Here is a 19,234-nt window from a genome sequence, read left to right on the forward strand (position 1 = left end):
GCCGGACTCCTCCGCAAGAGCGGTGGGTCGGGTAGGCCCATAAAGGGATTACTACGACATTCAGGACTAGCCTGAGGTGGTCAGACCCTTCACAGAGGCGATGCCATGACCGTTCCCCACCATGAGCACCCCACCCCCCACGCGCACACCCACGGCCCGTCGTGCGGGCACACCGCCGTCACGCATCGCGATCATGTCGACTACGCCCACGACGGGCACCTGCACCGTGAACACGCCGGTCACTGGGACGAGTGCGAGCCCACGTCCCACGTCCAGCACACCCACCCCGACCACACGCACGGGCCGGACTGCGGACACATCGCCGTCACGCACGGCGACCACATCGACTATGCGCACGACGGGCACCGGCACGCGGCGCACGGCAACCACTGGGACGACCACTGACAGCTGTAGCCGACGGCCCCGTCGTGCTACCAGCGCGCGGGGCACCATTCCGGGTCCACCGCGCGCATCGCCGCCGCGTCGTCGCGGTCGCGGAGGCTGCCGTCGTCGTCGAGCCAGCGGCGGTGCAGGGCCGCGAGGCGGTCGGGGTCCAGTTCGACGCCGAGGCCCGGTGCGTCGGAGACCGCGAGGTGCCCGTCGTGGAAGGCGGGGCGGGTGGTGAGTACGTCCTCGGTCTGCCAGGGGTAGTGGGTGTCGCAGGCGTGGTCCAGGTGGGGCAGGGTCGCGGCCACGTGGGTCATGGCCGCGAGGCTGATGCCGAGGTGGGTGTTGGAGTGCATGGAGAGCCCGACGCCGTACGTGCGGCAGAGCGCGGCGAGTTCGCGCGTGCGGTGCAGGCCGCCCCAGTAGTGGTGGTCGCAGAGCACGATCCGTACCGCGTCCCTGGCGAAGGCCTCGGGGACCTCCTCGAAGGTCGTCACGCACATGTTGGTCGCCAGGGGTACGTCCGTACGGGCGGCGATGTCCGCCATGGCGTCCGTGCCCGTCGCCGGGTCCTCCAGGTACTCCAGGACGTCCTTCAGTTCGCGCGCCACGGTCAGTGAGGTCTCCACGGACCAGGCGCCGTTGGGGTCGAGCCGGAGCGGCCGGCCGGGGAACTCCTCGGCGAGGGCGCGGATCGCGGCGATCTCCTGGTCGGGCGGGAAGACCCCGCCCTTGAGCTTGAAGGAACGGAAGCCGTACATCCGGTCGAAGCGGCGAGCCTGCTCGACGATCCCGGCCGGGTCGAGGGCCGCGCCCCACTCGTCCGTCCCGGCGAAGCGGTAGAAGAGGTACGCGCTGTACTCGACGGAGTCGCGGACCTTGCCGCCGAGCAGGGCGTGGACGGGGAGGCCGAGCGTCTTGCCGAGCGCGTCCAGGCAGGCGACCTCGAAGGCCGAGACGACGGAGAGGCGGAGCTTGTCGGCGGTCTGGATCCCGCGCAGCCCGCCCGCGTCGACCCGGTCGTCGACGGCCCGTGAGTCGCCGCACACTCGCTCGGCCAGCGCGAACAGGCCGTTCACATCCGTGACCGCATGGCCCGGCAGCGCCTCGACCAGCGGCCGGGCGAGATCCAGGTACTTGCCGTCGCCGTAGGTCTCCCCGAGGCCGGTGACCCCACCCCGCGTGACCACTTCGACCACGAGCCGGGGCGTGAAGGCCTGGTGGACGCCCTGGGTGTTGAGCAGGGGCGGGTCGGCTATCAGGATCGGGGTCAGCCGGACTTCTTCGACGAGCAGCTTTGGATTCATATGTGAACTCTATTCATGCAGCCGATCCCCCACCAGACCGCCGACGCCGCTTTCCCTCCCGAACCCTGGACGACATACCGACTGGTCGGTCATCATGAACGCCGACCAGTCACCCTCTGGAGGGACGCACGATGACTTCAGCCCCGCCGCCAGGTCTCGACCCCGAGCAGCTGCGCGGATTCCTCGACCGGCAACGGCCGGGACTCGTGCGCGGCCCCCTCGACGCCCGGCTGATCGAGGGCGGCCGGTCCAACCTGACGTACGTCGTCACCGACGGCACCGGCCAGTGGGTGGTCCGCCGGCCTCCGCTCGGCCATGTCCTGGCCACCGCCCACGACATGAAGCGCGAGCACCGGGTGATCAGCGCCCTGCACACGACGGCCGTACCCGTCCCGGAGCCCCTGCTCCTCTGCGAGGACGAGAACGTCCTCGGGGCGCCGTTCTACGTCATGGAGTTCGTCGCCGGCACCCCGTACCGCTCGGCCGAGCAGCTCGCCCCGCTCGGCCCCGAGCGCACCCGCGACGCCGTACTGGGCCTGGTGGACACGCTCGTCGAGCTGCACGCCGTGGACCCCTCGGAGGTCGGTCTCGGCGACTTCGGGCGGCCTGAGGGCTTCCTCGACCGGCAGCTGCGCCGCTGGGGCAAGCAGCTCGACGCCTCCCGCAACCGTGAGCTTGCGGGCATCGACGAGCTGCACGCCACGCTCGGCCGCGCACTCCCCACGTCCCCCGCCCCGTCCGTCGTGCACGGCGACTACCGCCTGGACAACGTCCTGATCGGCGAGGACGACCGGATCAAGGCGGTCCTCGACTGGGAGATGTCCACCCTCGGCGACCCACTGACCGACCTCGGTCTGCTCGCGATGTACAGCGCGAGGCTCGACCTCCCGCACTCCCCCGTCTCCACGACCGCCGCGGCCGCCGGGCACCCCACGCCCGCCGAGCTGATCGAGCGGTACGCCGCCCGCTCGGGCCGCGACACCTCCGCCATCTCCTGGTACACGGCCTTCGCCTGGTTCAAGCTCGCCGTGATCCTGGAGGGCATCCACTACCGCTACACCCTCGGCCAGACCGTCGGCGCCGGCTTCGACCGCATCGGCGAACTCGTCCCCGTCTTCATCGAGCACGGCCTCACCACCCTCCAGGAAGGCTGATCCGCCATGGACTTCGCATACGACGCACGCACCGAGGAGCTGCGGGCCCGGCTCCTCGCCTTCATGGACGAGTACGTCTACCCGGCCGAGGAGACCGCCCACGAGCAGCGCGCGCTGCTCGCCTCGCCGTGGGACACCCCGTCCGTCGTCGAGGAGTTGAAGGCGGAGGCCCGCCGCCAGGGACTCTGGAACCTCTTCCTTCCCGACGCCGAGCACGGGGCGGGTCTTACCAACCTCCAGTACGCGCCGCTCGCCGAGATCACCGGCCGCAGCCCGCACTTGGCCCCCACCGCCCTCAACTGCGCGGCGCCCGACACCGGGAACATGGAGGTGCTCGCCCAGTTCGGCGACGAGGCGCAGAAGAAGCAGTGGCTGGAGCCGCTGCTGGCCGGGGAGATCCGTTCGGCGTTCGCGATGACGGAGCCCGAGGTGGCCTCCTCGGACGCGACCAACATCGAGACCCGGATCCTCCGCGACGGCGACGAGTACGTCATCAACGGCCGCAAGTGGTACATCTCCGGGGCGATGAACCCCGACTGCAAGATCTTCATCGTGATGGGCAAGACCGACCCGGACGGCGCGGACATCCGCCGCCAGCAGTCGATGATCCTCGTGCCCCGCGACACCCCGGGTGTGGAGGTGCGCCGGGCGATGCAGGTGTACGGCTACGAGGACCACTCCCACGGCGGTCACGCCGAGGTCGTCTTCCACGACGTCCGCGTCCCGGCCGCGAACCTGATCGGCGAGGAGGGCAGCGGCTTCGCCATCGCGCAGGCCCGGCTCGGACCCGGCCGGATCCACCACTGCATGCGGCTGATCGGCATGGCCGAGCGGGCCATCGAGCTGATGTGCCGCAGGGCCGTCTCCCGTACCGCGTTCGGCAAGCCGATCGCCCAGCAGGGCGTCGTGCAGAACTGGATCGCGGACGCCCGGGTGACGGTCGAGCAGCTGCGGCTGCTCGTCCTGAAGACGGCCTGGCTGATGGACACCGTCGGCAACCGGGGCGCCCACACGGAGATCCAGGCCATCAAGATCGCGACCCCGCGCGCGGTGGTCGAGATCCTCGACAAGGCCGTGCAGGTGCACGGCGCGGGCGGTGTCTCGCAGGACTTCCCGCTGGCCGAACTCTGGGCCGGCGCGCGGACGCTGAAGCTCGCGGACGGCCCGGACGAGGTGCACCAGCGGTCGCTGGCCCGTCGGGAGCTGAAGAGGTACCTGTAGCGACGCTACGGGCGGAGCGCGCGCAGCAGCAGGTCGGCGAGCTGGTCGGCGACCTGCTGCGGCGTCAGCGGACCGTCCGGGCGGTACCAGGTGGACAGGTGGTGGACGGAGCCGAAGTGGTAGTCCACCACCAGGTCCGCCGGGGTCGCCGTCGAGAACACCCCGGCCTGCTGCCCCTCCTCGATCAGGGCGCGGAACCGCTCGTGGTAGCGACGACGCTCGGCCCGTACCTGCTTGTTCTTCTCGGGGCTCAGGTGGTGCATCGAGCGGAAGAAGATCGAGGCGTCGTCGAGGTTCTCGATGGTGGTCACGACGACATCGGCGGCGGCGTCCCGCAGCCGCTGCTCGACCGGGGCGTCGGCGTCCGCGAAGGCGTCGAGCCGCTCCTGTTGGAGCCGCAGGACCCGGGAGTAGACCTCCTGGAGGAGGTCCTCCTTGGAGCCGAAGTAGTGGTAGAGCGCGCCCTTGGTGACGCCCGCCGCCTCCACGATCTCCTGGACGGACGTGCGGTCGTAGCCCTGCTCCGCGAAGAGCCGGGTGGCGGCGGCCAGCAGCCTCTGGGGGACGGGGGTGCCGCTCCCGTCCGTCGTCCTGGCCATGCGCCGCCGCCTTTCTCTCGTGATCATCGATCTGTGTTGTCCTACGTGAGGGAACGCAGTTCCCTTCTGAGGATCTTCCCACTTGTCGTCTTGGGCAGCTCAGCCAGGATCTCGACCTCGCGGGGGTATTTGTACGCGGCGAGCCGCTGCTCACAGTAGGCGGACAGCTCGGCGGGCTCGACGGCCGCGCCGGGGCGCAGGCTCACGTACGCCTTGACCGTCTCGCCCCGGTAGGCGTCGGGGACGCCGACGACGGCCGCCTCGCGGACGGCCGGGTGGGTGTAGAGGACGTCCTCCACCTCTCGCGGCCAGACCTTGAACCCGGAGGCGTTGATCATGTCCTTCTTGCGGTCGACGACGTAGAGCCAGCCGTCCGCGTCCATGAAGCCGATGTCCCCGGTCAGCAGTTCCCCTTCGGGGAAGGTGGCGGCGGTGGCCTCGGGGAGCCGCCAGTAGCCGGGGACGACCTGCGGGCCGCGCACGGCGATCTCGCCCTGCTCGCCGAACGGCACCTCGGCGCCGGTCTCGTCGAGGATGCGGACGACCGTGTCCGGCCCGGGGACCCCGACGGACAGGGTGCCGGAGGCGGGGTCGACGGGGGCCTCCTTCTCCGGCGGCACGGCGGCGCACGGGGCGGTGCACTCGGTGAGGCCGTAGCCGTTGCGGATGTACGGGCCGAAGCCGGCCCGGAACTTCTCCACGAGCGCCGGCGGAACGGGGGCGCCGCCCGAGGTGAGGACCAGGAACGAGGAGAAGTGGTCCCGGGTGGCCCCCGGGTGCGCGGCCAGTGCCATGAAGGCGGTGGAGGGTCCGACGGTGAAGGCGGGGCGGTGCTCCAGGAAGGCGTCGAGGACGACGCCCGCGTCGAAGCGGTAGGCGAGGACGAGGGTACCGGCGTTGGCGAAGCAGACGGCGAGCTCGCAGACGATGCCGGTGATGTGGAAGAGCGGGGCCAGCACGAAGTAGCCGGCGCCTTCGGGGACGGGGTGTCCGGTGCGCTGGCGCTCGGCGTTGTAGGTGATGCCCCGGTGGAGGTTGAGGGCGCCCTTGGGGGTGCCGCTGGTGCCGGAGGTGTAGCTGATCAGGGCGACGTCGTCGCCGGTGAGTTCGCGGCCGACGGGGGCGGGGTGTCCGGCGCGGGCGACGGTGAGGAGGTCCTCGACCTCCGTCTTCACCGGTTCGAAGGCGAGGACACGCGGGTCGTCGCGGGTCTGGAGGTCGCGTTCGCAGGCGGTGAGCGCGATCCGTACGGGAGAGTCGGCGACGGCCTCCCGGAGGTAGCTGTCCCAGGCGCGGTCGGAGCAGATGAGGGCCACGGCCCCGGAGTCCCGCAGGGCGTGCCCGACCTCGCCCGACTTGTACATCGGGTTGAGCGGGACGACGGTGGCGCCCGCCTTCCAGGCGCCGAGCAGGGCGAGGACGAAGTGCGGGCTGTTCTGGAGCATGATCGCGATCCGGTCGCCCCGCTCCAGGCCCTGGGCGGCGAGGTGTCCTGCGACCGAGTCGGAGAGCGCGTCGGTCTCGCGGTAGGTCAGGCGGCCGTCGAAGTAGGCGAGGGCCGGGCGTTCGGGGGCGCGTTCGGCGGCGGCGCGGAAGGCGTGCAGCACGGTGGGCGGCGGGGCTATCGGCGCGCGCTGGGTCTCGGTGAGCTGAGAGAGCCAGGGCTTGGCCGCGTAGGCGGACTCCGTCGAGGTCATGCGCGGGGTCCTTCCCATTTCTGCTGAATGTGATTCATGGTGCCGAGCCACCGTTCGGGGTCGGTGGCGCGGGTCCGGTAGTAGTCGGCGACCTCGGGGTGCGGGAGGACGAGGAAGCGGTCGGCGTCGATGGCGTCGAAGAGGGAGTCGGCAACGTCCTCGGGCTCGATGGCGGTGGGGGCGAGGACGAGTTCGCCGGCCGATCCGGCGGCGGTGAGCATGTCCGTACGGACGCCCTGCGGGCAGATCGCGTGGACCTTGAGGCCGCGGTGGCGGTAGGTGAGGGAGAGCCATTCGGCGAAGGCGTACGCGCCGTGCTTGGAGACGCTGTACGGCGCGGCGCCGACCATGGTCAGCAGGCCGGCGGCGGAGACGGTGGAGACGAAGCGGCCGCTGCCGCGCTCCAGCCAGTCGGGGAGCAGCGCGCGGGCGGCGCGGACATGGGCCATGACGTTGACGTCCCAGGCGGCGGCCCAGACGGCCTCGTCGGCGAAGGCGTCGCCGCCGGAGGCGAGTCCGGCGTTGGCGCACCACACGTCGACGGTGCCGCCGAGGGCGTCCCGGGCCTCCTCGACGATCTCCGAGGCGTCGCCCGGGACGGCGGTGGCGCCGATCTCCTCCGCGACGGCCTTGGTGCGGCCGGGGTCGAGGTCGTTGACGACGACCCGGGCGCCCTCGGCGGCGAACCGGCGGGCCAGCGCGGCCCCGATCCCGCCTCCCGCGCCCGTGACGACCACTCCAGAACCCTGCACCGTACTCATCGGGATCCGCCTCTCCGTTACGACAGTGCGAGCAGACTAACCAGTCGGTATGTGCCGGCGAAAGTCCCGTGGCATGCCTCGTTCCCCAGGGCCGTCAGGAGCGCTAGCGTGCGTGGCCATGTCAGGCAAGGCGATCAAGGAGGTTTCTGTATGAACCTGTCGAGCCTGTCCAGACGGAGCCTGCTGGCCGCCGGCGGCGCGGTCGGAGTCGGCGCGGTGGCCGCTCCGGTGGCGGGAGCGCACGAGGGCGAGGGCCGGCGGGTCCGTACCGGTTTCGAGCGGCTGGCCGCCGGCGGGTACGCGCCGCTCGCCGGGCAGCGGGTCGGCGTCGTCACCAACCCGACCGGGATCACGTCCGATGTCCGCCACATCGTCGACGTGATGCACGGTGACGACCGGGTGGACCTGGTGGCGGTCTTCGGTCCCGAGCACGGCTTCCGGGGCACGGCGCAGGCCGGCGGCTCCGAGGGCCGCTACGACGACCCGGCGACCGGGCTTCCGGTCTACGACACGTATCTCAAGAGCGGGCAGCCGCTCGCGGACGTCTTCACCGCGTCGGGCGTGGACACGGTCGTCTTCGACATCCAGGACGTCGGCGCGCGCTTCTACACGTACATCTGGACGCTCTACGACTGCATGGTGGCGGCGGCGCTTGCGGGGAAACGGTTCGTCGTCCTGGACCGGCCGAACCCGGTGACCGGCCGGGCGGCACTCGGCCCGGTCCTCGACCGGGCCTTCGCCACCTTCGTGGGACGCGAACCGATCGCGCAGGCGCACGGGATGACAGTGGCGGAGCTGGCCCTGCTGTTCAACGGGGAGTTCCTGGCCACGCCGGTGGAGCTGGAGACCGTACGGATGTCGGCGTGGAAGCGCTCGGACTTCTTCGACGCGACCGGGCTGCCGTGGGTGCCGCCGAGCCCGAACATGCCGACGCCGGACACCGCGCTCGTCTACTCCGGCACCTGTCTCTTCGAGGGCACGAACCTCTCCGAGGGCCGTGGCACGACCCGCCCCTTCGAGCTGCTGGGCGCGGAGGGCGTGGACCGGCGGTGGGCGGAGGCCGCGAACGCCCTGGAGCTGCCCGGGGTGCGGTTCCGGGAGGCGTACTTCGCCCCGACGTTCTCCAAGTTCCAGGGGAAGACGGTCGGCGGGGTCCAGGTGCAGGTGCACGACCGGGCGGCGTTCGACCCCGTACGTTGCGGGATCGGGCTCCTCGTCTGCGCCAGGCGCTCGTGGAGCGGCTTCGCGTGGCGCCCGGACAACTGGATCGACAAGCTGACGGGCTCGACGCGGGTACGGACCCTGATCGACGCGGGCGCGGACACGGACGAGGTGGTGGGGGCGTGGGGCGCGGACCTGGCCGCGTTCCGTGCGGTGCGGAAGGAGTACCTGCTGTACCGGTGACGGGCGGGGCACAACCGAGGTCTCCGCGGCGCGTCTCTGCTGAAAACCTGGCCGTCCCTCCGTGCGCGCAGGATGCTGTCGCGGGAAGAGCTTCCCCAGCAGCTTCCTCGACGCGGAGGGACGGGCAGACCATGGCCGGGATGAGTGTGGAGCCGTACCGGGAGATCACCTTCGACAAGGAGGGCGACGCGGCGGGCGGGCAGCGCGAGGCCCTCGCGGGGCTTGCCGCCCAAGGGGTCACGGATGTGGTGATGTTCGCCCACGGGTGGAACAACTCCCGCTCCGTGGCGACCCGGCTGTACTCGGCCTTCTTCGCCCCCTTTCCGGAGATCCTCGGGCCGGTGGCGCGGGTGGGGTACGTGGGGGTGGTGTGGCCGTCGATGATGTTCTCGGACGAGCCGATCCCCGACTTCGAGGCGGTGGCGGCCGTGCACCCCGGGAAGAAGGCGGTGGTGGGGCGGCTTGCCACGCTGCTCCAGGAGCAGCCGGACGACGAGTCCGCGTTCATGGAATTCGGCGATCTGCTCCGGAAGTTGACGGACACGGACAGGAGCAGCGCCCTCGTCGAGGGTCCGGACGCGACGCCGGTGCCCGACTTCCTGCTTGCGGACCCGGTGGCCGTCTGCGCGATGTTCACCGACGCGCTGGAGGAGGCAGCGGGGCCCGGCAGCGTGCCGACCCCGCGCGAGGCGTTCGGCGGCAGGCTGACGCGGTACTGGAAGGGGGCCAAGGAGGCCCTGCGCCAGGCCACGTACTACACGATGAAGCGGCGTGCCGGCACCGTCGGCGAGCGGGGCCTCGGCCCGCTGCTCGGCGAGGTCGCCCGCTCCTCCCCCGGGCTGCGGATCCATCTCGTCGGGCACAGCATGGGCGCCCGGCTCGTCTCGTACGCCCTGCGCGGCCTGCCCGCCGGCGCGCGGAACGTGGCCTCGGTGACGCTGCTCCAAGGAGCCTTCTCGCACTATGCGTTCGCGGCCCGGCTGCCGCACGAGCCCAGCAGGGGCGGCGCGCTGCGCGATCTGCAACAGCGGGTCGACGGGCCCGTGGTCGCCTGCTACTCGCGCCACGACACCGCGCTGCGCGTGATCTACCCCCTGGCCTCGCGCCTGGCCCGCGACGCCGATTCGCTGCTCGGCAGCGACAAGCGCTGGTGGGCGATCGGCCACGACGGCATCCAGGCGGTCCCGGACACGCCCGCACTCACCCTGACGAGGGCCCTGCGCGACGGCCTCCCGCCGTCCGGCTGCGTGAGCGTCGACGCGGCGGAGGTGGTCGGGGAACACAGCGACATCTGCCACGAGGAGCTGGCCCGGGTGGTGGTGTCGGCGGGACGGATCGGGAGGGGGTAGGTCACCCGCGAGTCCCAGCGGTACGTTCCGCATCAGGCCTCCCCCGCGCGCCTCTGATGGACCCCATCGAATTTTCGATGGAACACCGAGGGTCCGTCGTTCGTCCATTCCATGACGTCCTTGACGCGGAAGTACCAGCGACGGAGGTGCGGAGCGATGGCCGGTTTCCGGAGTCTTGCGAGACAGGTGCGCGATCCGGGGAACGACACGGCGCTGCGGAGGTACTCGCTGCGCAAGTGCCTGGAGCGGTTCGCGCCGTACGGGCACCGTGCGACCTGGGACCATCTGTGCCGTCGGCACAGGTTCGGGCCCGAGGACCGGGAGCTCGATCCGGGGCGGCTGGTGGCCGCGCTGGAGGAGCTGGAGGAGGCGCGGGCGGTGTGGCTCGCGTACGAGACGGAGTTCGCGGCGCGGCGGCGGCGCGAGAAGCACGAGGGGCTGCGCCGGCCGGGCGCGCTGGACGACTGGCACCGGCGGACGTGGGGCGGCAACGGGGTGGCGCGGTGCGACGATCCGGCGGTGCATCCGTCGGAGCCGCTGGCCGAGGTGTTGCGGCGGCTGATCGCCGCGCTGGAGTCCGCGCCCGGGGAGCACTGCCCGGTGTGCGCGGGGAGCAGGATCGAGTGGCGGCCGGATCTGGCCGACGAGCCGTGGTTCGGCCCGGTGTGCGCGGAGTGCGGTGTGGTCGTGCCGCGGGTGGTCCTGACGGCGGGGGCGCTGGCGCGGGCGCGGGGAGAGGCGCTGCCCCGGCTGGCGTCGGTGGCCTGAGAAGCGGAACACCATGAGCAGCGGGGGCAACGGGGGCCCACGGGGGAAGACGTTGATCCAGGTCTGTCTGAACGGGACGCGCGGACCGGGGGATTCCGCGGCCGTTCCGATGTCGCCGGGCGCGATGGCGGAGTCGGCGGCGCACGCGGTGGCGGCGGGCGCGCGGGACGTCCATGTGCACCCCAGGACCCCGTGCGGGAGCGACACGCTGTCGCCCCGGGTCCTGGCCGAGACGCTGACCGCGATACGGCAGGCCGTGCGCGTCCCGGTGGGCGTGACCACGGGCGCCTGGGCCGAGCCCGATCCCGTACGGCGGGTGGAGCGCGTCCGCGCCTGGACGGTCCTGCCCGACCACGCGTCGGTGAACTGGCACGAGCCGGGCGCGGAGGAGCTCGCGGCCGTGCTCCTGGAGCGCGGCGTGGGCGTCGAGGCGGGCCTGTGGTCCGGTACGGAGGGTCCCGAGCGGTTTCTCCGCTCGCCCCTGGCGCCCCGGGTGCTGCGAATCCTCGCGGAGGTCACCGACCCCGACCCGGCGACCGCCGAGTCCACGGCCCGCGCCCTCCTCGCGGACCTGGCCACCGGCCACGGCCCGCCGGTCCTCCTCCACGGCGAGGACGGCGGCGCCTGGCCGGTCCTGCGCCTGGCCCGCCGCCTCGGTCTTGCCACCCGCATCGGCCTGGAGGACACGCTGTTCCTGCCCGACGGCACCCCCGCGGAGTCCAACGCCCAGCTGGTGGCGGCGGCGCGAGAGGCGTGACCGTACCAGAGCGTAAATCCGGTGGCCCACCGAATTCCGTTCCCGCAGAGTGTCCGGCGATGAGAACGACACCCGAGGCACCGGAGAACTGACATGTCGACGCTGCGCGTCACCGCCGAAACGCTGGCCGTCCACGCCCATCCCAACGCCGACGCGCTCGAACTCGCCCAGGTGGGCCTGTACCGCGCTGTCGTCGCCAAGGGCGCGTACCGCAGCGGTGATGTCGCCGTCTACATTCCGGAGCAGGCCGTGCTGCCCGCCGCGCTCGTCGACGAGCTGGGGCTGACCGGGCGGCTCGCCGGGAAGGCTTCGGACCGGGTCAAGGCCGTGCGGCTGCGGGGCGAGCTCTCGCAGGGGATCGTGTGCCGGCCGAAGGCGCTGGCCGATGTCGATCTGGCCTCGGCGGCAGCCGAGGGGACCGACTTCGCCGAGCTGCTCGGGATCACGAAGTGGGCGCCGCCGATCCCGCCGACGATGAGCGGGGACGTGGAGCCCGCGCCCGATCTGCTGCCGTGGGTCGACATCGAGAACCTCCAGCGCTATCCGGACATCTTCGAGCCCGGCGAGCCGGTGGTCCTGACGGAGAAGCTGCACGGTTCGGCCTGCCTCACCACGTACATCGTTGAGGACGGCCGCGTCCAGGTCTCCTCGAAGGGCTTCGGCGCGAAGGGCCTGGCGCTCGTGGAGGACCCGCGGAACCTGTACTGGCGGGCCGTCCACGGCCACGGCGTCCCGGCGGTCGCCGCGCGGCTCGCCGCCCGCCTGGGCGCGCGCCGGGTCGGCCTGTTCGGCGAGGTGTACGGGGCCGGTGTGCAAGACCTCGGCTACGGCGCCAACGCCCGCAGCGAGGACCTCGGTTACGCGGTCTTCGACGTGTCCGCCGAGATCGACGGCCAGGTGCGGTGGCTGGACCCGGCCGAGGTCCTGGAGGCCGACGAACTGCCGCTCGTACCGCGGCTGTACGCAGGGCCGTACGACCGGGACACCGTTCTGGAGCTGGCGAGCGGGCGGGAGACCGTGTCCGGGCGCGAGCTGCATCTGCGGGAGGGGGTCGTGATCCGCCCGGTGACGGAGCGGTACAGCCCGGTCGTCGGCGGGCGGGCCATCGCGAAGGCGGTCAGCCCGGCCTACCTGACCCGCAAGGGCGGCACCGAGTACGAGTGAGCCGTCCCGCAAGGACCGAGGGGCCCGTCCACGGGGGTGGCGGGCCCCTCTTCTCGTATGCCTACGCCTGCGCCGGCCTGCGCTCCCCCATCAGCCGCGAGCCGGTGAGCTGTTCGCCGATCACGTCGTCGGGGTTGGACAGCACGCAGGTGCGCAGCGACAGGCACCCGCAGCCGATGCAGTCGGTCAGGTGGTCCCGCAGCCGTCCGAGCTGCTTGATCCGCTCGTCCAGCTCCGTGCGCCACGTCGCCGAGAGCCGTGCCCAGTCCTCGTTCGTGGGCGTGCGCTCCTCGGGGAGTTCGGCGAGGGCGCTGCGGATCGTCGCCAGCGGGATGCCGACGCGCTGCGCGGCCCGGATGAAGGCGACCCGGCGGAGCGTGTCGCGGCCGTAGCGGCGCTGGTTGCCGCTGGTACGGCGGCTGTTGATCAGGCCCTTGGACTCGTAGAAGTGCAGGGCGGACACCGCGGCGCCGCTGCGCGCGGACAACTGGCCGACGGTGAGTTCATGGATCTTCTCTGGAATCTGCGGCACCCCTCGAACCCTACTGTCCGTTGACAGCGGGCCCACCACCCCACATGCTGAGCAAGCGCTTAGAAACAGGAGTCACAGGTTCACGTTCACGGGTCACGAAGGGACGAGGGAAACATGGCTGAGCCGAGGATCTTCACCTCTGCCGAGGAGCTCCGCGCCGCGGTCGGCGAGCCGCTGGGCCACAGCGACTGGCTGGAGATCGAGCAGAAGCGGATCGATCTGTTCGCCGACGCGACCGGTGACCATCAGTGGATCCACGTGGACCCGGAGCGGGCGGCCGCCGGGCCGTTCGGGAAGACCATCGCGCACGGCTATCTGACGCTGTCGCTGCTGCCGACCCTGGTCCCGCAGATCATGCGCGTCGAGGGCATGAAGATGGGCCTCAACTACGGTACGAACAAGGTCCGTTTCCCCGCCCCCGTGCCGGTCGGCTCGCGGCTGCGCGCCGGCGCCGTCCTGACCGAGGTGACGGACGCCGGCGGCGGGGTGCAGGTGACCGCGACCGTGACGGTGGAACGCGAGGGCGGCGACAAGCCGGTCTGCGTCGCCGAGTCGGTCTCCCGCTACTACTTCTGAGCGCCGACCATCCGCAGCACGAGGTCGGCGTAGAGCGCGCCGACCTCGTCCGGCGTCCGGCGGCCCTGGGTGTTGAACCAGCGCGAGACGTCGATGCAGAGCGAGAGCACCGCGACGGTCGTGCCGGGCACGTCCGGCACGTCGAACTCCCCTGCCGCCACGCCCTCGTTGATGATCCTGCGCACGGTCGCGTCGGACTCCCGGCGCAGCGCCACGATCTCGGTGCGATGCTCGGGCGCGAGCGCGTCGAGCTCGTACTGGACGACACGCGCGGTGGTGTGCCGCTCGGCGTGCCAGCGCACGAAGGACCGTACGGCGTCGGCCAGCCGCTCGCCCGCCGTACCCTCGCCGTCGGCGGCGGCCCGGAGGATCTCCAGGGCCTTGTCGTGACCGATGCGGCTGATCCGGTGGAGCAGCTCTTCCTTGGTCTTGTAGTGGATGTAGAGCGCGGCGGGGCTCATGCCGGCGCGGCCGGCGATGTCCCGGGTCGTGGTGGCGTGGTAGCCGCGCTCGGCGAACGCCTCGACGGCCGCGACGAGCAGCCGCCTGGCCGCCTCGGGCGTGACCTCGCCCCACGGCGCGTCCTCGCCGCCGGGCGTCTCCTCCGCGACGCTCATCGTTCGCCCCTTCTCCAGCTCGTCAGAACGAACACCATACAACGAAGGTGAGCAAGCGCTTAGCTTCCGCACGGGCTCAGAACGCCCCAGAACCCCTCAGAATGCCGACACGCCCGTCAGCGCGCGCCCGATGATCAGCTTCTGGATCTGGCTCGTGCCCTCGTACAGCGTCATCACGCGCGCGTCGCGCAGCAGCTTGCCGACCGGATACTCGTCGATGTAGCCGTAGCCGCCGTAGACCTGGAGGGCGTTGTTGGCCGCGCGGACGGCCGCCTCGGAGGCGTACAGCTTGGCCTTGGAGGCGGCGGTGGCGAAGTCCTGACCGCGGTCGATCAGATCGGCGACCCGCCAGGTCAGCAGCCGCGCCGCGTCCACGTCGACGGCGATGTCGCTGATCAGCTCCTGCACCAGCTGGTACGAGGCGATGGGCTTGCCGAACTGCTCGCGCTCGCCCGCGTAGCGCACGGCCGCGTCGAGGGCCGCCTGCGCGATGCCGACACAGCCGGCCGCGACCGACATCCGGCCCTTGGCGAGGGCGGACATCGCGATCGAGAAGCCCTTGCCCTCGGGCCCCAGCATCGCGGAGGCGGGGACGCGCACGCCCTCCAGGACCAGTTCGGCGGTCGCCTGGCCGCGCAGGCCGAGCTTGCCGTGGATGGGGCGGCGGGTGAGGCCGGGGGTGTCGGTGGGGACGAGGAAGGCGGAGACGCCCTTGTGGCCGGGGGTGTCGTTGGTCCGGGCGAAGAGGAGGACGACGTCGGCCCAGGTGCCGTTGGTGATGAACATCTTCGAGCCGTCGACGACGTACGCGTCTCCGTCCCGGACGGCCCTGGTGGCGAGGTTGCCGGCGTCCGAACCGGTGCCGGGCTCGGTCAGCCCGAAGCAGCCGACGGCCTCGCCCGAGCCGAGCCGGGGCAACCAGGCGCGCTTCTGCTCCTCGCTGCCCCAGGAGGCGATGGTCTTGGCGACGAGGCCCAGCGAGACGGAGACGATGCCGCGGACGGAGGAGTCGCCGCGCCCCAGTTCCTCGGTGACGAGGCAGTACGAGAGATGGTCGCCGCCCGAACCGCCGTACTCCTCCGGGATCGTCAGCCCGAGGAAGCCGACGGCCCCGAGCTTCTTCACGATCGACCGGTCGACGTTCTCGCTCCGGTCCCACGCGACGACGTGCGGGGCGACCTCGCGTGCGACGAAGTCCTCGGCGAGCTGCCGTACGGCTTCCTGCTCCTCGCTCAGCTCCAGGTTCACCACGCCACCGACCTTCGGGAGGGCTTTCGCCGGCCACTTTAATTAGCACTGCTAGTTTCTGTTGCGCAGGCCTACTATGTGCGCCATGGCCCGACCGCGCAAGCCCCTTCTCAGCAGAGACCGCATCGTCGAGACGGCGAGCGCGCTCGTGGACGCCGAGGGCCTCGCGGCCGTCTCGACGCGGCGGCTCGCCGCCGAGCTGGGCGTGAGCGGACCGTCGCTCTACAACCACTTCCGCACCAAGGACGAGATCCTCGACGCGGTCGCCGACGCGGTCAGCGCGAAGGTCGATCTGTCGATGTTCGAGGAGGGCCACGGCCGCGACTGGCGTACGGCGCTGCACGACTGGGCGGCCTCCTACCGCGCCGCCCTCGCCGACCACCCCCACATCGTCCCGGTCCTCGCCCAGGGCCCCGGCCGCCGGCCGGCGGGCCTGAAGGTCGCCGACGCGGTCTTCGGCGCGATGGTCCGGGCGGGCTGGCCGCCCGCGCAGGCGACGTACATCGGCGCGCTGATGCGCTACTTCGTCACCGGCTCGGCCCTGGGCTCCTTCGCGCGCGGCTTCGTCGACGACGAGACGGCCTACGACCCGGCCGACTACCCGCACCTGGGCCAGGCCCACCTGCTGGCGGAACACGGGCAGAAGGTCGACGAGGGCGCGTTCGAGACGGGGCTGCGGGCGCTGCTCGACGGCCTGGAGCTGCAGTACGAGGCGGGGGTACGCGGGAAGGACGGTTCGGCCGCGGCCGAACGATAGCCGCGCGATCCTGTCTCCATGGCATCCAAAGACCTCGCCGCCCTGGCCGCCCTCTTCGCCGACGAGACCCGCGCCGCGTTCGTGCTCGCTCTGCTCGACGGGCGGGCCTGGACCGCCGGGGAACTCGCGCGCCACGCGCGCGTGGCGCCGTCCACGGCCAGTGAGCACCTGGGGAAGCTCGTCGCGGGCGGGGTGCTCGCCGAGGAGCGGCAGGGACGGCACCGGTACGTGCGGCTCGCCGACTCCGGGATCGCGCACCTCGTGGAGGACCTCGCGGCCCGCGCCGAGCCCGTACGGAAGGCGCCGCCGCGGTCGTTGGGGGCCGCGAGCGCGGGCCGGGCGATGGCCCGGGGCCGTACCTGCTACGACCATCTCGCCGGACGGCTGGGGATCGCGATCACCGAGGCGATGACCGCCCGCGGACTGCTGCGCCAGGACACGGGGTTCGCGCTCACCGACCGGGGTGTGGCGTGGTTCGGGGAGCGGGGCGTCTCCCTGGAGGCGAAGGGCCGGCGGCCGGTCGCCCGGGGCTGCCTCGACTGGACCGAGCGCAGGCCGCACCTCGCCGGGATCGCGGGCGCGGCCCTGTGCCGGCACGCGCTGGACAGCGGCTGGTGCGTACGGATCGGGTCCGAGCGCGCGGTGAAGGTGACGGCGGACGGAGAGCGCGCGCTCCACGATGCGCTGGGCATCGACCCGGCGGTGCTGAGGTGAGCGCGCGGGGCGATGGTGCCCTGCGCGAGCCGGGCGATGCTGCGGTGACGAGCGGTTGCTCGGGTGCGCGAGCCGGGTGACGCTGCGGCGAATGAGCGCGGGGTGCTCGCGGTGAGCGAGCTCGGCGATATTGCGGTGAGCGCCGAACCGTCCGGGGCCTACCGTCACCGCATGACCTCCTCCCGCAACCCCAGGCCCTCTTCGCCCTCTTCCCGCGTCACCTCACGTCTCGCGCTCGCCGCCGCCGGAGTCACCGTCGTGCTGTGGGCCTCTGCCTTCGTCTCGATCCGCAGCGCCGGCGCGGCCTACTCCCCCGGCGCCCTCGCCCTCGGGCGGCTGCTCGCCGGGGCGCTCGTCCTCGGGGCCGTCCTGCTGATCCGGCGCGAGGGGCTGCCGTCCCGGGCGGCCTGGCCGGGGATCGCGGTCTCCGGGCTCCTGTGGTTCGGCGGGTACATGGTGGCCCTCAACTGGGGCGAGCAGGAGGTCGACGCGGGCACGGCCGCGATGGTCGTGAACATCGGCCCCGTCCTGATCGCCCTGCTCGGCGCGCGGTTCCTCGGCGAGAAGCTGCCGCCCCGGCTGCTCACGGGCATGGCGGTGTCCTTCGCGGGCGCGGTGGCCGTCGGGCTCTCGATGTCGGGCGAGGGGCACGCCTCGGTGCTCGGCGTGGTGCTCTGCCTGGTGGCGGCGGTCGCGTACGCGGGCGGTGTCGTCGCGCAGAAGCCGGCCTTGGCGCACGGGAGCGCCCTCCAGGTCACGACCTTCGGGTGCCTGGTCGGCGCGGTGGCCTGCCTGCCCTTCGCCGGGCAGCTCGTGGACGAGGCGGCCCGCGCGCCGCTCTCCGCGACCTTGAACATGGTGTACCTCGGGGTGTTCCCGACCGCCCTCGCCTTCACGACCTGGGCCTACGCCCTGGCCCGTACGACCGCAGGCCGGATGGGCGCGACGACGTACGCCGTACCGGCCCTCGTCGTCCTCATGGCCTGGGTGTTCCTCGGCGAGCTGCCGGGCCTGCTGACGCTCGCGGGCGGGGCGCTGTGCCTGGCGGGCGTGGCGGTGTCCCGCTCCCGGCCGAAGGCCCCCGCGGAGCCCTCGGCCGAGACCGTCGCAGAGCGGGCCTAGAAGGAGAGCGCCTAGAAGACGACGAGCGCCCGGCCGCCCTTGCCCGCGAGCATGTTGTCGAAGGCGCCCGGGATGCCGTCCAGGGTGATCCGTTCGGTGACCAGCGCGCTCAGGTCGAGGCGGCCGGCCCGGATGTGCTCGGCGAGGACGGGCAGGTCCTCGGCCGGGTCGGAGTTTCCGTACACGCAGCCGGACAGGGTCCGGCCCCAGTGGAAGAGCTCCAGGGCGTGGAAGGTGACCTGCTGGTCCTTGCCGCCGATGCCGACGACCGTGGTGCGGCCGCCGCGCCGGGTGGAGTCCCAGGCGGTACGGATCGTGGTGGCGCGACCGACGCATTCGACGGCCACGTCGGCGCCCTGGCCGCCCGTCAGCTTCCGGACCTCCTTGGCGGTGGTCTCGGAGGCGACGACGTACTCGGTGGCTCCGGCGGCCCGGGCCAGGGCCTCCTTCTCCGGCGACACGTCCACCGCGATGATCGGCGAGGCGCCCGCCATCCGGGCGGCCTGGATCGTGGCGAGGCCGACGCCGCCGACGCCGTACACGACGACGGACTCGCCCTGCCGTACCCGGGCGGAGTGGTGGATCGCGCCCCAGCCGGTGAGGACGGCGCAGCCGAGGAGGGCCGCGTCGGTGAGCGGGACGCCGTCCGGGACGGGCAGGACGCAGTTCGCCGCGACGACCGTCTCCTCGGCGAAGGCGGCGACGTTGAGGCCCGGGTGGAGGTCGACGCCGTCCTCGGTGGCCGCGTACACGTTCCCGGCGCCGGTCAGCGCGTCGGCGCAGAGCCAGACCTCGCCGAGCGAGCAGGGGTGGCAGGAGCCGCAGGACGGCGCCCAGTTGAGGACGACGCCGTCGCCGGGGGCGACATGGGTGACGCCCTCGCCGACGGAGACGACCGTGCCCGCGCCCTCGTGGCCGAGGACGGCGGGGACGGGCACCCGCATGGTGCCGTTGGTCAGGGACAGGTCGGAGTGGCAGACCCCGGCGGCGGCGAGCCGGACCCGGACCTGTCCGGGGCCGGGCTCGGGGAGCCGTATCCCGGTGATCTCCAGCGGAGAGCCGACGGCGGGCAGGAAGGCGGCGCGGACCACGCTCATGAC

Annotated in this window: 20 protein-coding genes; 12 read left to right on the forward strand and 8 right to left on the reverse strand. The window is 72.3% G+C overall.

The window, feature by feature from the left end; all coding sequences use genetic code 11:
• Window positions 1-105: 105 nt before the first annotated feature.
• Entirely contained in the window at window positions 106-405 is a 300-nt protein-coding gene (locus ACZ4VI_RS10740; protein WP_467998610.1) for a hypothetical protein, read from the forward strand.
• Between the two features lie 26 nt (window positions 406-431).
• On the opposite strand, the gene ACZ4VI_RS10745 is transcribed toward ACZ4VI_RS10740, so the two are convergent.
• Entirely contained in the window at window positions 432-1,694 is a 1,263-nt protein-coding gene (locus ACZ4VI_RS10745; protein ID WP_467998611.1) for a glucarate dehydratase family protein, read from the reverse strand.
• A 131-nt stretch (window positions 1,695-1,825) separates the two neighbouring features.
• Between ACZ4VI_RS10745 and ACZ4VI_RS10750 the strand changes: the two genes are divergently transcribed.
• Window positions 1,826-2,848: a phosphotransferase gene (locus ACZ4VI_RS10750; protein ID WP_467998613.1), complete on the forward strand. Its 1,023-nt coding sequence runs from the start codon at window positions 1,826-1,828 to the stop codon at window positions 2,846-2,848.
• Window positions 2,849-2,854: 6 nt separating this feature from the next.
• A complete protein-coding gene (locus tag ACZ4VI_RS10755; protein WP_467998615.1) occupies window positions 2,855-4,069 on the forward strand; it encodes an acyl-CoA dehydrogenase family protein in 1,215 nt (404 codons plus the stop codon).
• 5 nt (window positions 4,070-4,074) lie between these two features.
• Here the strand turns inward: ACZ4VI_RS10755 and ACZ4VI_RS10760 are convergent, their stop codons facing one another.
• The 3 genes from ACZ4VI_RS10760 to ACZ4VI_RS10770 are packed head-to-tail and all read right to left on the reverse strand — an operon-like array spanning window position 4,075 to window position 7,126.
• Window positions 4,075-4,668, reverse strand: a complete 594-nt coding sequence (locus ACZ4VI_RS10760) for a TetR/AcrR family transcriptional regulator (RefSeq protein ID WP_467998616.1) — start codon at window positions 4,666-4,668, stop codon at window positions 4,075-4,077.
• Between the two features lie 41 nt (window positions 4,669-4,709).
• Window positions 4,710-6,365, reverse strand: a complete 1,656-nt coding sequence (locus ACZ4VI_RS10765) for a class I adenylate-forming enzyme family protein (protein WP_467998618.1) — start codon at window positions 6,363-6,365, stop codon at window positions 4,710-4,712.
• Complete coding sequence (locus tag ACZ4VI_RS10770; RefSeq protein WP_467998620.1) at window positions 6,362-7,126, reverse strand: SDR family oxidoreductase; 765 nt, start codon at window positions 7,124-7,126, stop codon at window positions 6,362-6,364. Before ACZ4VI_RS10770 ends, ACZ4VI_RS10765 begins: the two co-directional genes overlap by 4 nt.
• A 150-nt stretch (window positions 7,127-7,276) precedes the next feature.
• Here ACZ4VI_RS10770 and ACZ4VI_RS10775 point away from each other — a divergent pair, with 150 nt between their 5' ends.
• The 5 genes from ACZ4VI_RS10775 to ACZ4VI_RS10795 all read left to right on the forward strand — a co-directional run bounded on the left by ACZ4VI_RS10775 (window position 7,277) and on the right by ACZ4VI_RS10795 (window position 12,568).
• Complete coding sequence (locus ACZ4VI_RS10775; protein WP_467998622.1) at window positions 7,277-8,530, forward strand: exo-beta-N-acetylmuramidase NamZ family protein; 1,254 nt, start codon at window positions 7,277-7,279, stop codon at window positions 8,528-8,530.
• Window positions 8,531-8,670: 140 nt separating this feature from the next.
• On the forward strand, window positions 8,671-9,879 hold the full coding sequence (locus ACZ4VI_RS10780; RefSeq protein ID WP_467998624.1) for a serine-threonine protein kinase: 1,209 nt from the start codon (window positions 8,671-8,673) through the stop codon (window positions 9,877-9,879).
• A gap of 156 nt (window positions 9,880-10,035) precedes the next feature.
• On the forward strand, window positions 10,036-10,647 hold the full coding sequence (locus ACZ4VI_RS10785; protein WP_467998626.1) for a hypothetical protein: 612 nt from the start codon (window positions 10,036-10,038) through the stop codon (window positions 10,645-10,647).
• Between the two features lie 13 nt (window positions 10,648-10,660).
• Window positions 10,661-11,404 (forward strand): 3-keto-5-aminohexanoate cleavage protein, encoded by a 744-nt coding sequence (locus ACZ4VI_RS10790; protein ID WP_467998628.1) that lies wholly within the window; start codon window positions 10,661-10,663, stop codon window positions 11,402-11,404.
• 93 nt (window positions 11,405-11,497) lie between these two features.
• Window positions 11,498-12,568, forward strand: a complete 1,071-nt coding sequence (locus tag ACZ4VI_RS10795; RefSeq protein WP_467998630.1) for an RNA ligase (ATP) — start codon at window positions 11,498-11,500, stop codon at window positions 12,566-12,568.
• A gap of 61 nt (window positions 12,569-12,629) precedes the next feature.
• On the opposite strand, the gene soxR is transcribed toward ACZ4VI_RS10795, so the two are convergent.
• The gene (gene soxR / locus ACZ4VI_RS10800) at window positions 12,630-13,100 is read right to left on the reverse strand and encodes a redox-sensitive transcriptional activator SoxR (RefSeq protein ID WP_467998632.1); all 471 of its coding nucleotides are present in this window, start codon (window positions 13,098-13,100) and stop codon (window positions 12,630-12,632) included.
• Between the two features lie 114 nt (window positions 13,101-13,214).
• On the opposite strand from soxR, the gene ACZ4VI_RS10805 reads away from it, so the two are divergent.
• On the forward strand, window positions 13,215-13,676 hold the full coding sequence (locus ACZ4VI_RS10805) for a MaoC family dehydratase (RefSeq protein ID WP_467998634.1): 462 nt from the start codon (window positions 13,215-13,217) through the stop codon (window positions 13,674-13,676).
• On the opposite strand, the gene ACZ4VI_RS10810 is transcribed toward ACZ4VI_RS10805, so the two are convergent.
• Window positions 13,667-14,293, reverse strand: a complete 627-nt coding sequence (locus ACZ4VI_RS10810) for a TetR/AcrR family transcriptional regulator (RefSeq protein ID WP_467998636.1) — start codon at window positions 14,291-14,293, stop codon at window positions 13,667-13,669. The genes ACZ4VI_RS10805 and ACZ4VI_RS10810 overlap by 10 nt on opposite strands.
• 96 nt (window positions 14,294-14,389) lie before the next feature.
• Window positions 14,390-15,544, reverse strand: a complete 1,155-nt coding sequence (locus ACZ4VI_RS10815) for an acyl-CoA dehydrogenase family protein (RefSeq protein WP_467998638.1) — start codon at window positions 15,542-15,544, stop codon at window positions 14,390-14,392.
• An 82-nt stretch (window positions 15,545-15,626) separates the two neighbouring features.
• Here ACZ4VI_RS10815 and ACZ4VI_RS10820 point away from each other — a divergent pair, with 82 nt between their 5' ends.
• From ACZ4VI_RS10820 to ACZ4VI_RS10830, 3 genes are all read left to right on the forward strand, one after another.
• The gene (locus ACZ4VI_RS10820) at window positions 15,627-16,298 is read left to right on the forward strand and encodes a TetR/AcrR family transcriptional regulator (protein ID WP_467998640.1); all 672 of its coding nucleotides are present in this window, start codon (window positions 15,627-15,629) and stop codon (window positions 16,296-16,298) included.
• A gap of 18 nt (window positions 16,299-16,316) precedes the next feature.
• On the forward strand, window positions 16,317-17,012 hold the full coding sequence (locus ACZ4VI_RS10825; RefSeq protein WP_467998642.1) for an ArsR/SmtB family transcription factor: 696 nt from the start codon (window positions 16,317-16,319) through the stop codon (window positions 17,010-17,012).
• Between the two features lie 171 nt (window positions 17,013-17,183).
• Window positions 17,184-18,134, forward strand: a complete 951-nt coding sequence (locus tag ACZ4VI_RS10830; RefSeq protein ID WP_467998644.1) for a DMT family transporter — start codon at window positions 17,184-17,186, stop codon at window positions 18,132-18,134.
• A gap of 11 nt (window positions 18,135-18,145) precedes the next feature.
• Here ACZ4VI_RS10830 and ACZ4VI_RS10835 read toward each other — a convergent pair whose 3' ends face one another.
• Window positions 18,146-19,225, reverse strand: a complete 1,080-nt coding sequence (locus ACZ4VI_RS10835) for a Zn-dependent alcohol dehydrogenase (RefSeq protein WP_467998835.1) — start codon at window positions 19,223-19,225, stop codon at window positions 18,146-18,148.
• Between the last annotated feature and the right edge of the window lie 9 nt (window positions 19,226-19,234).

This window comes from Streptomyces sp. NPDC029169 (genome assembly GCF_055563935.1).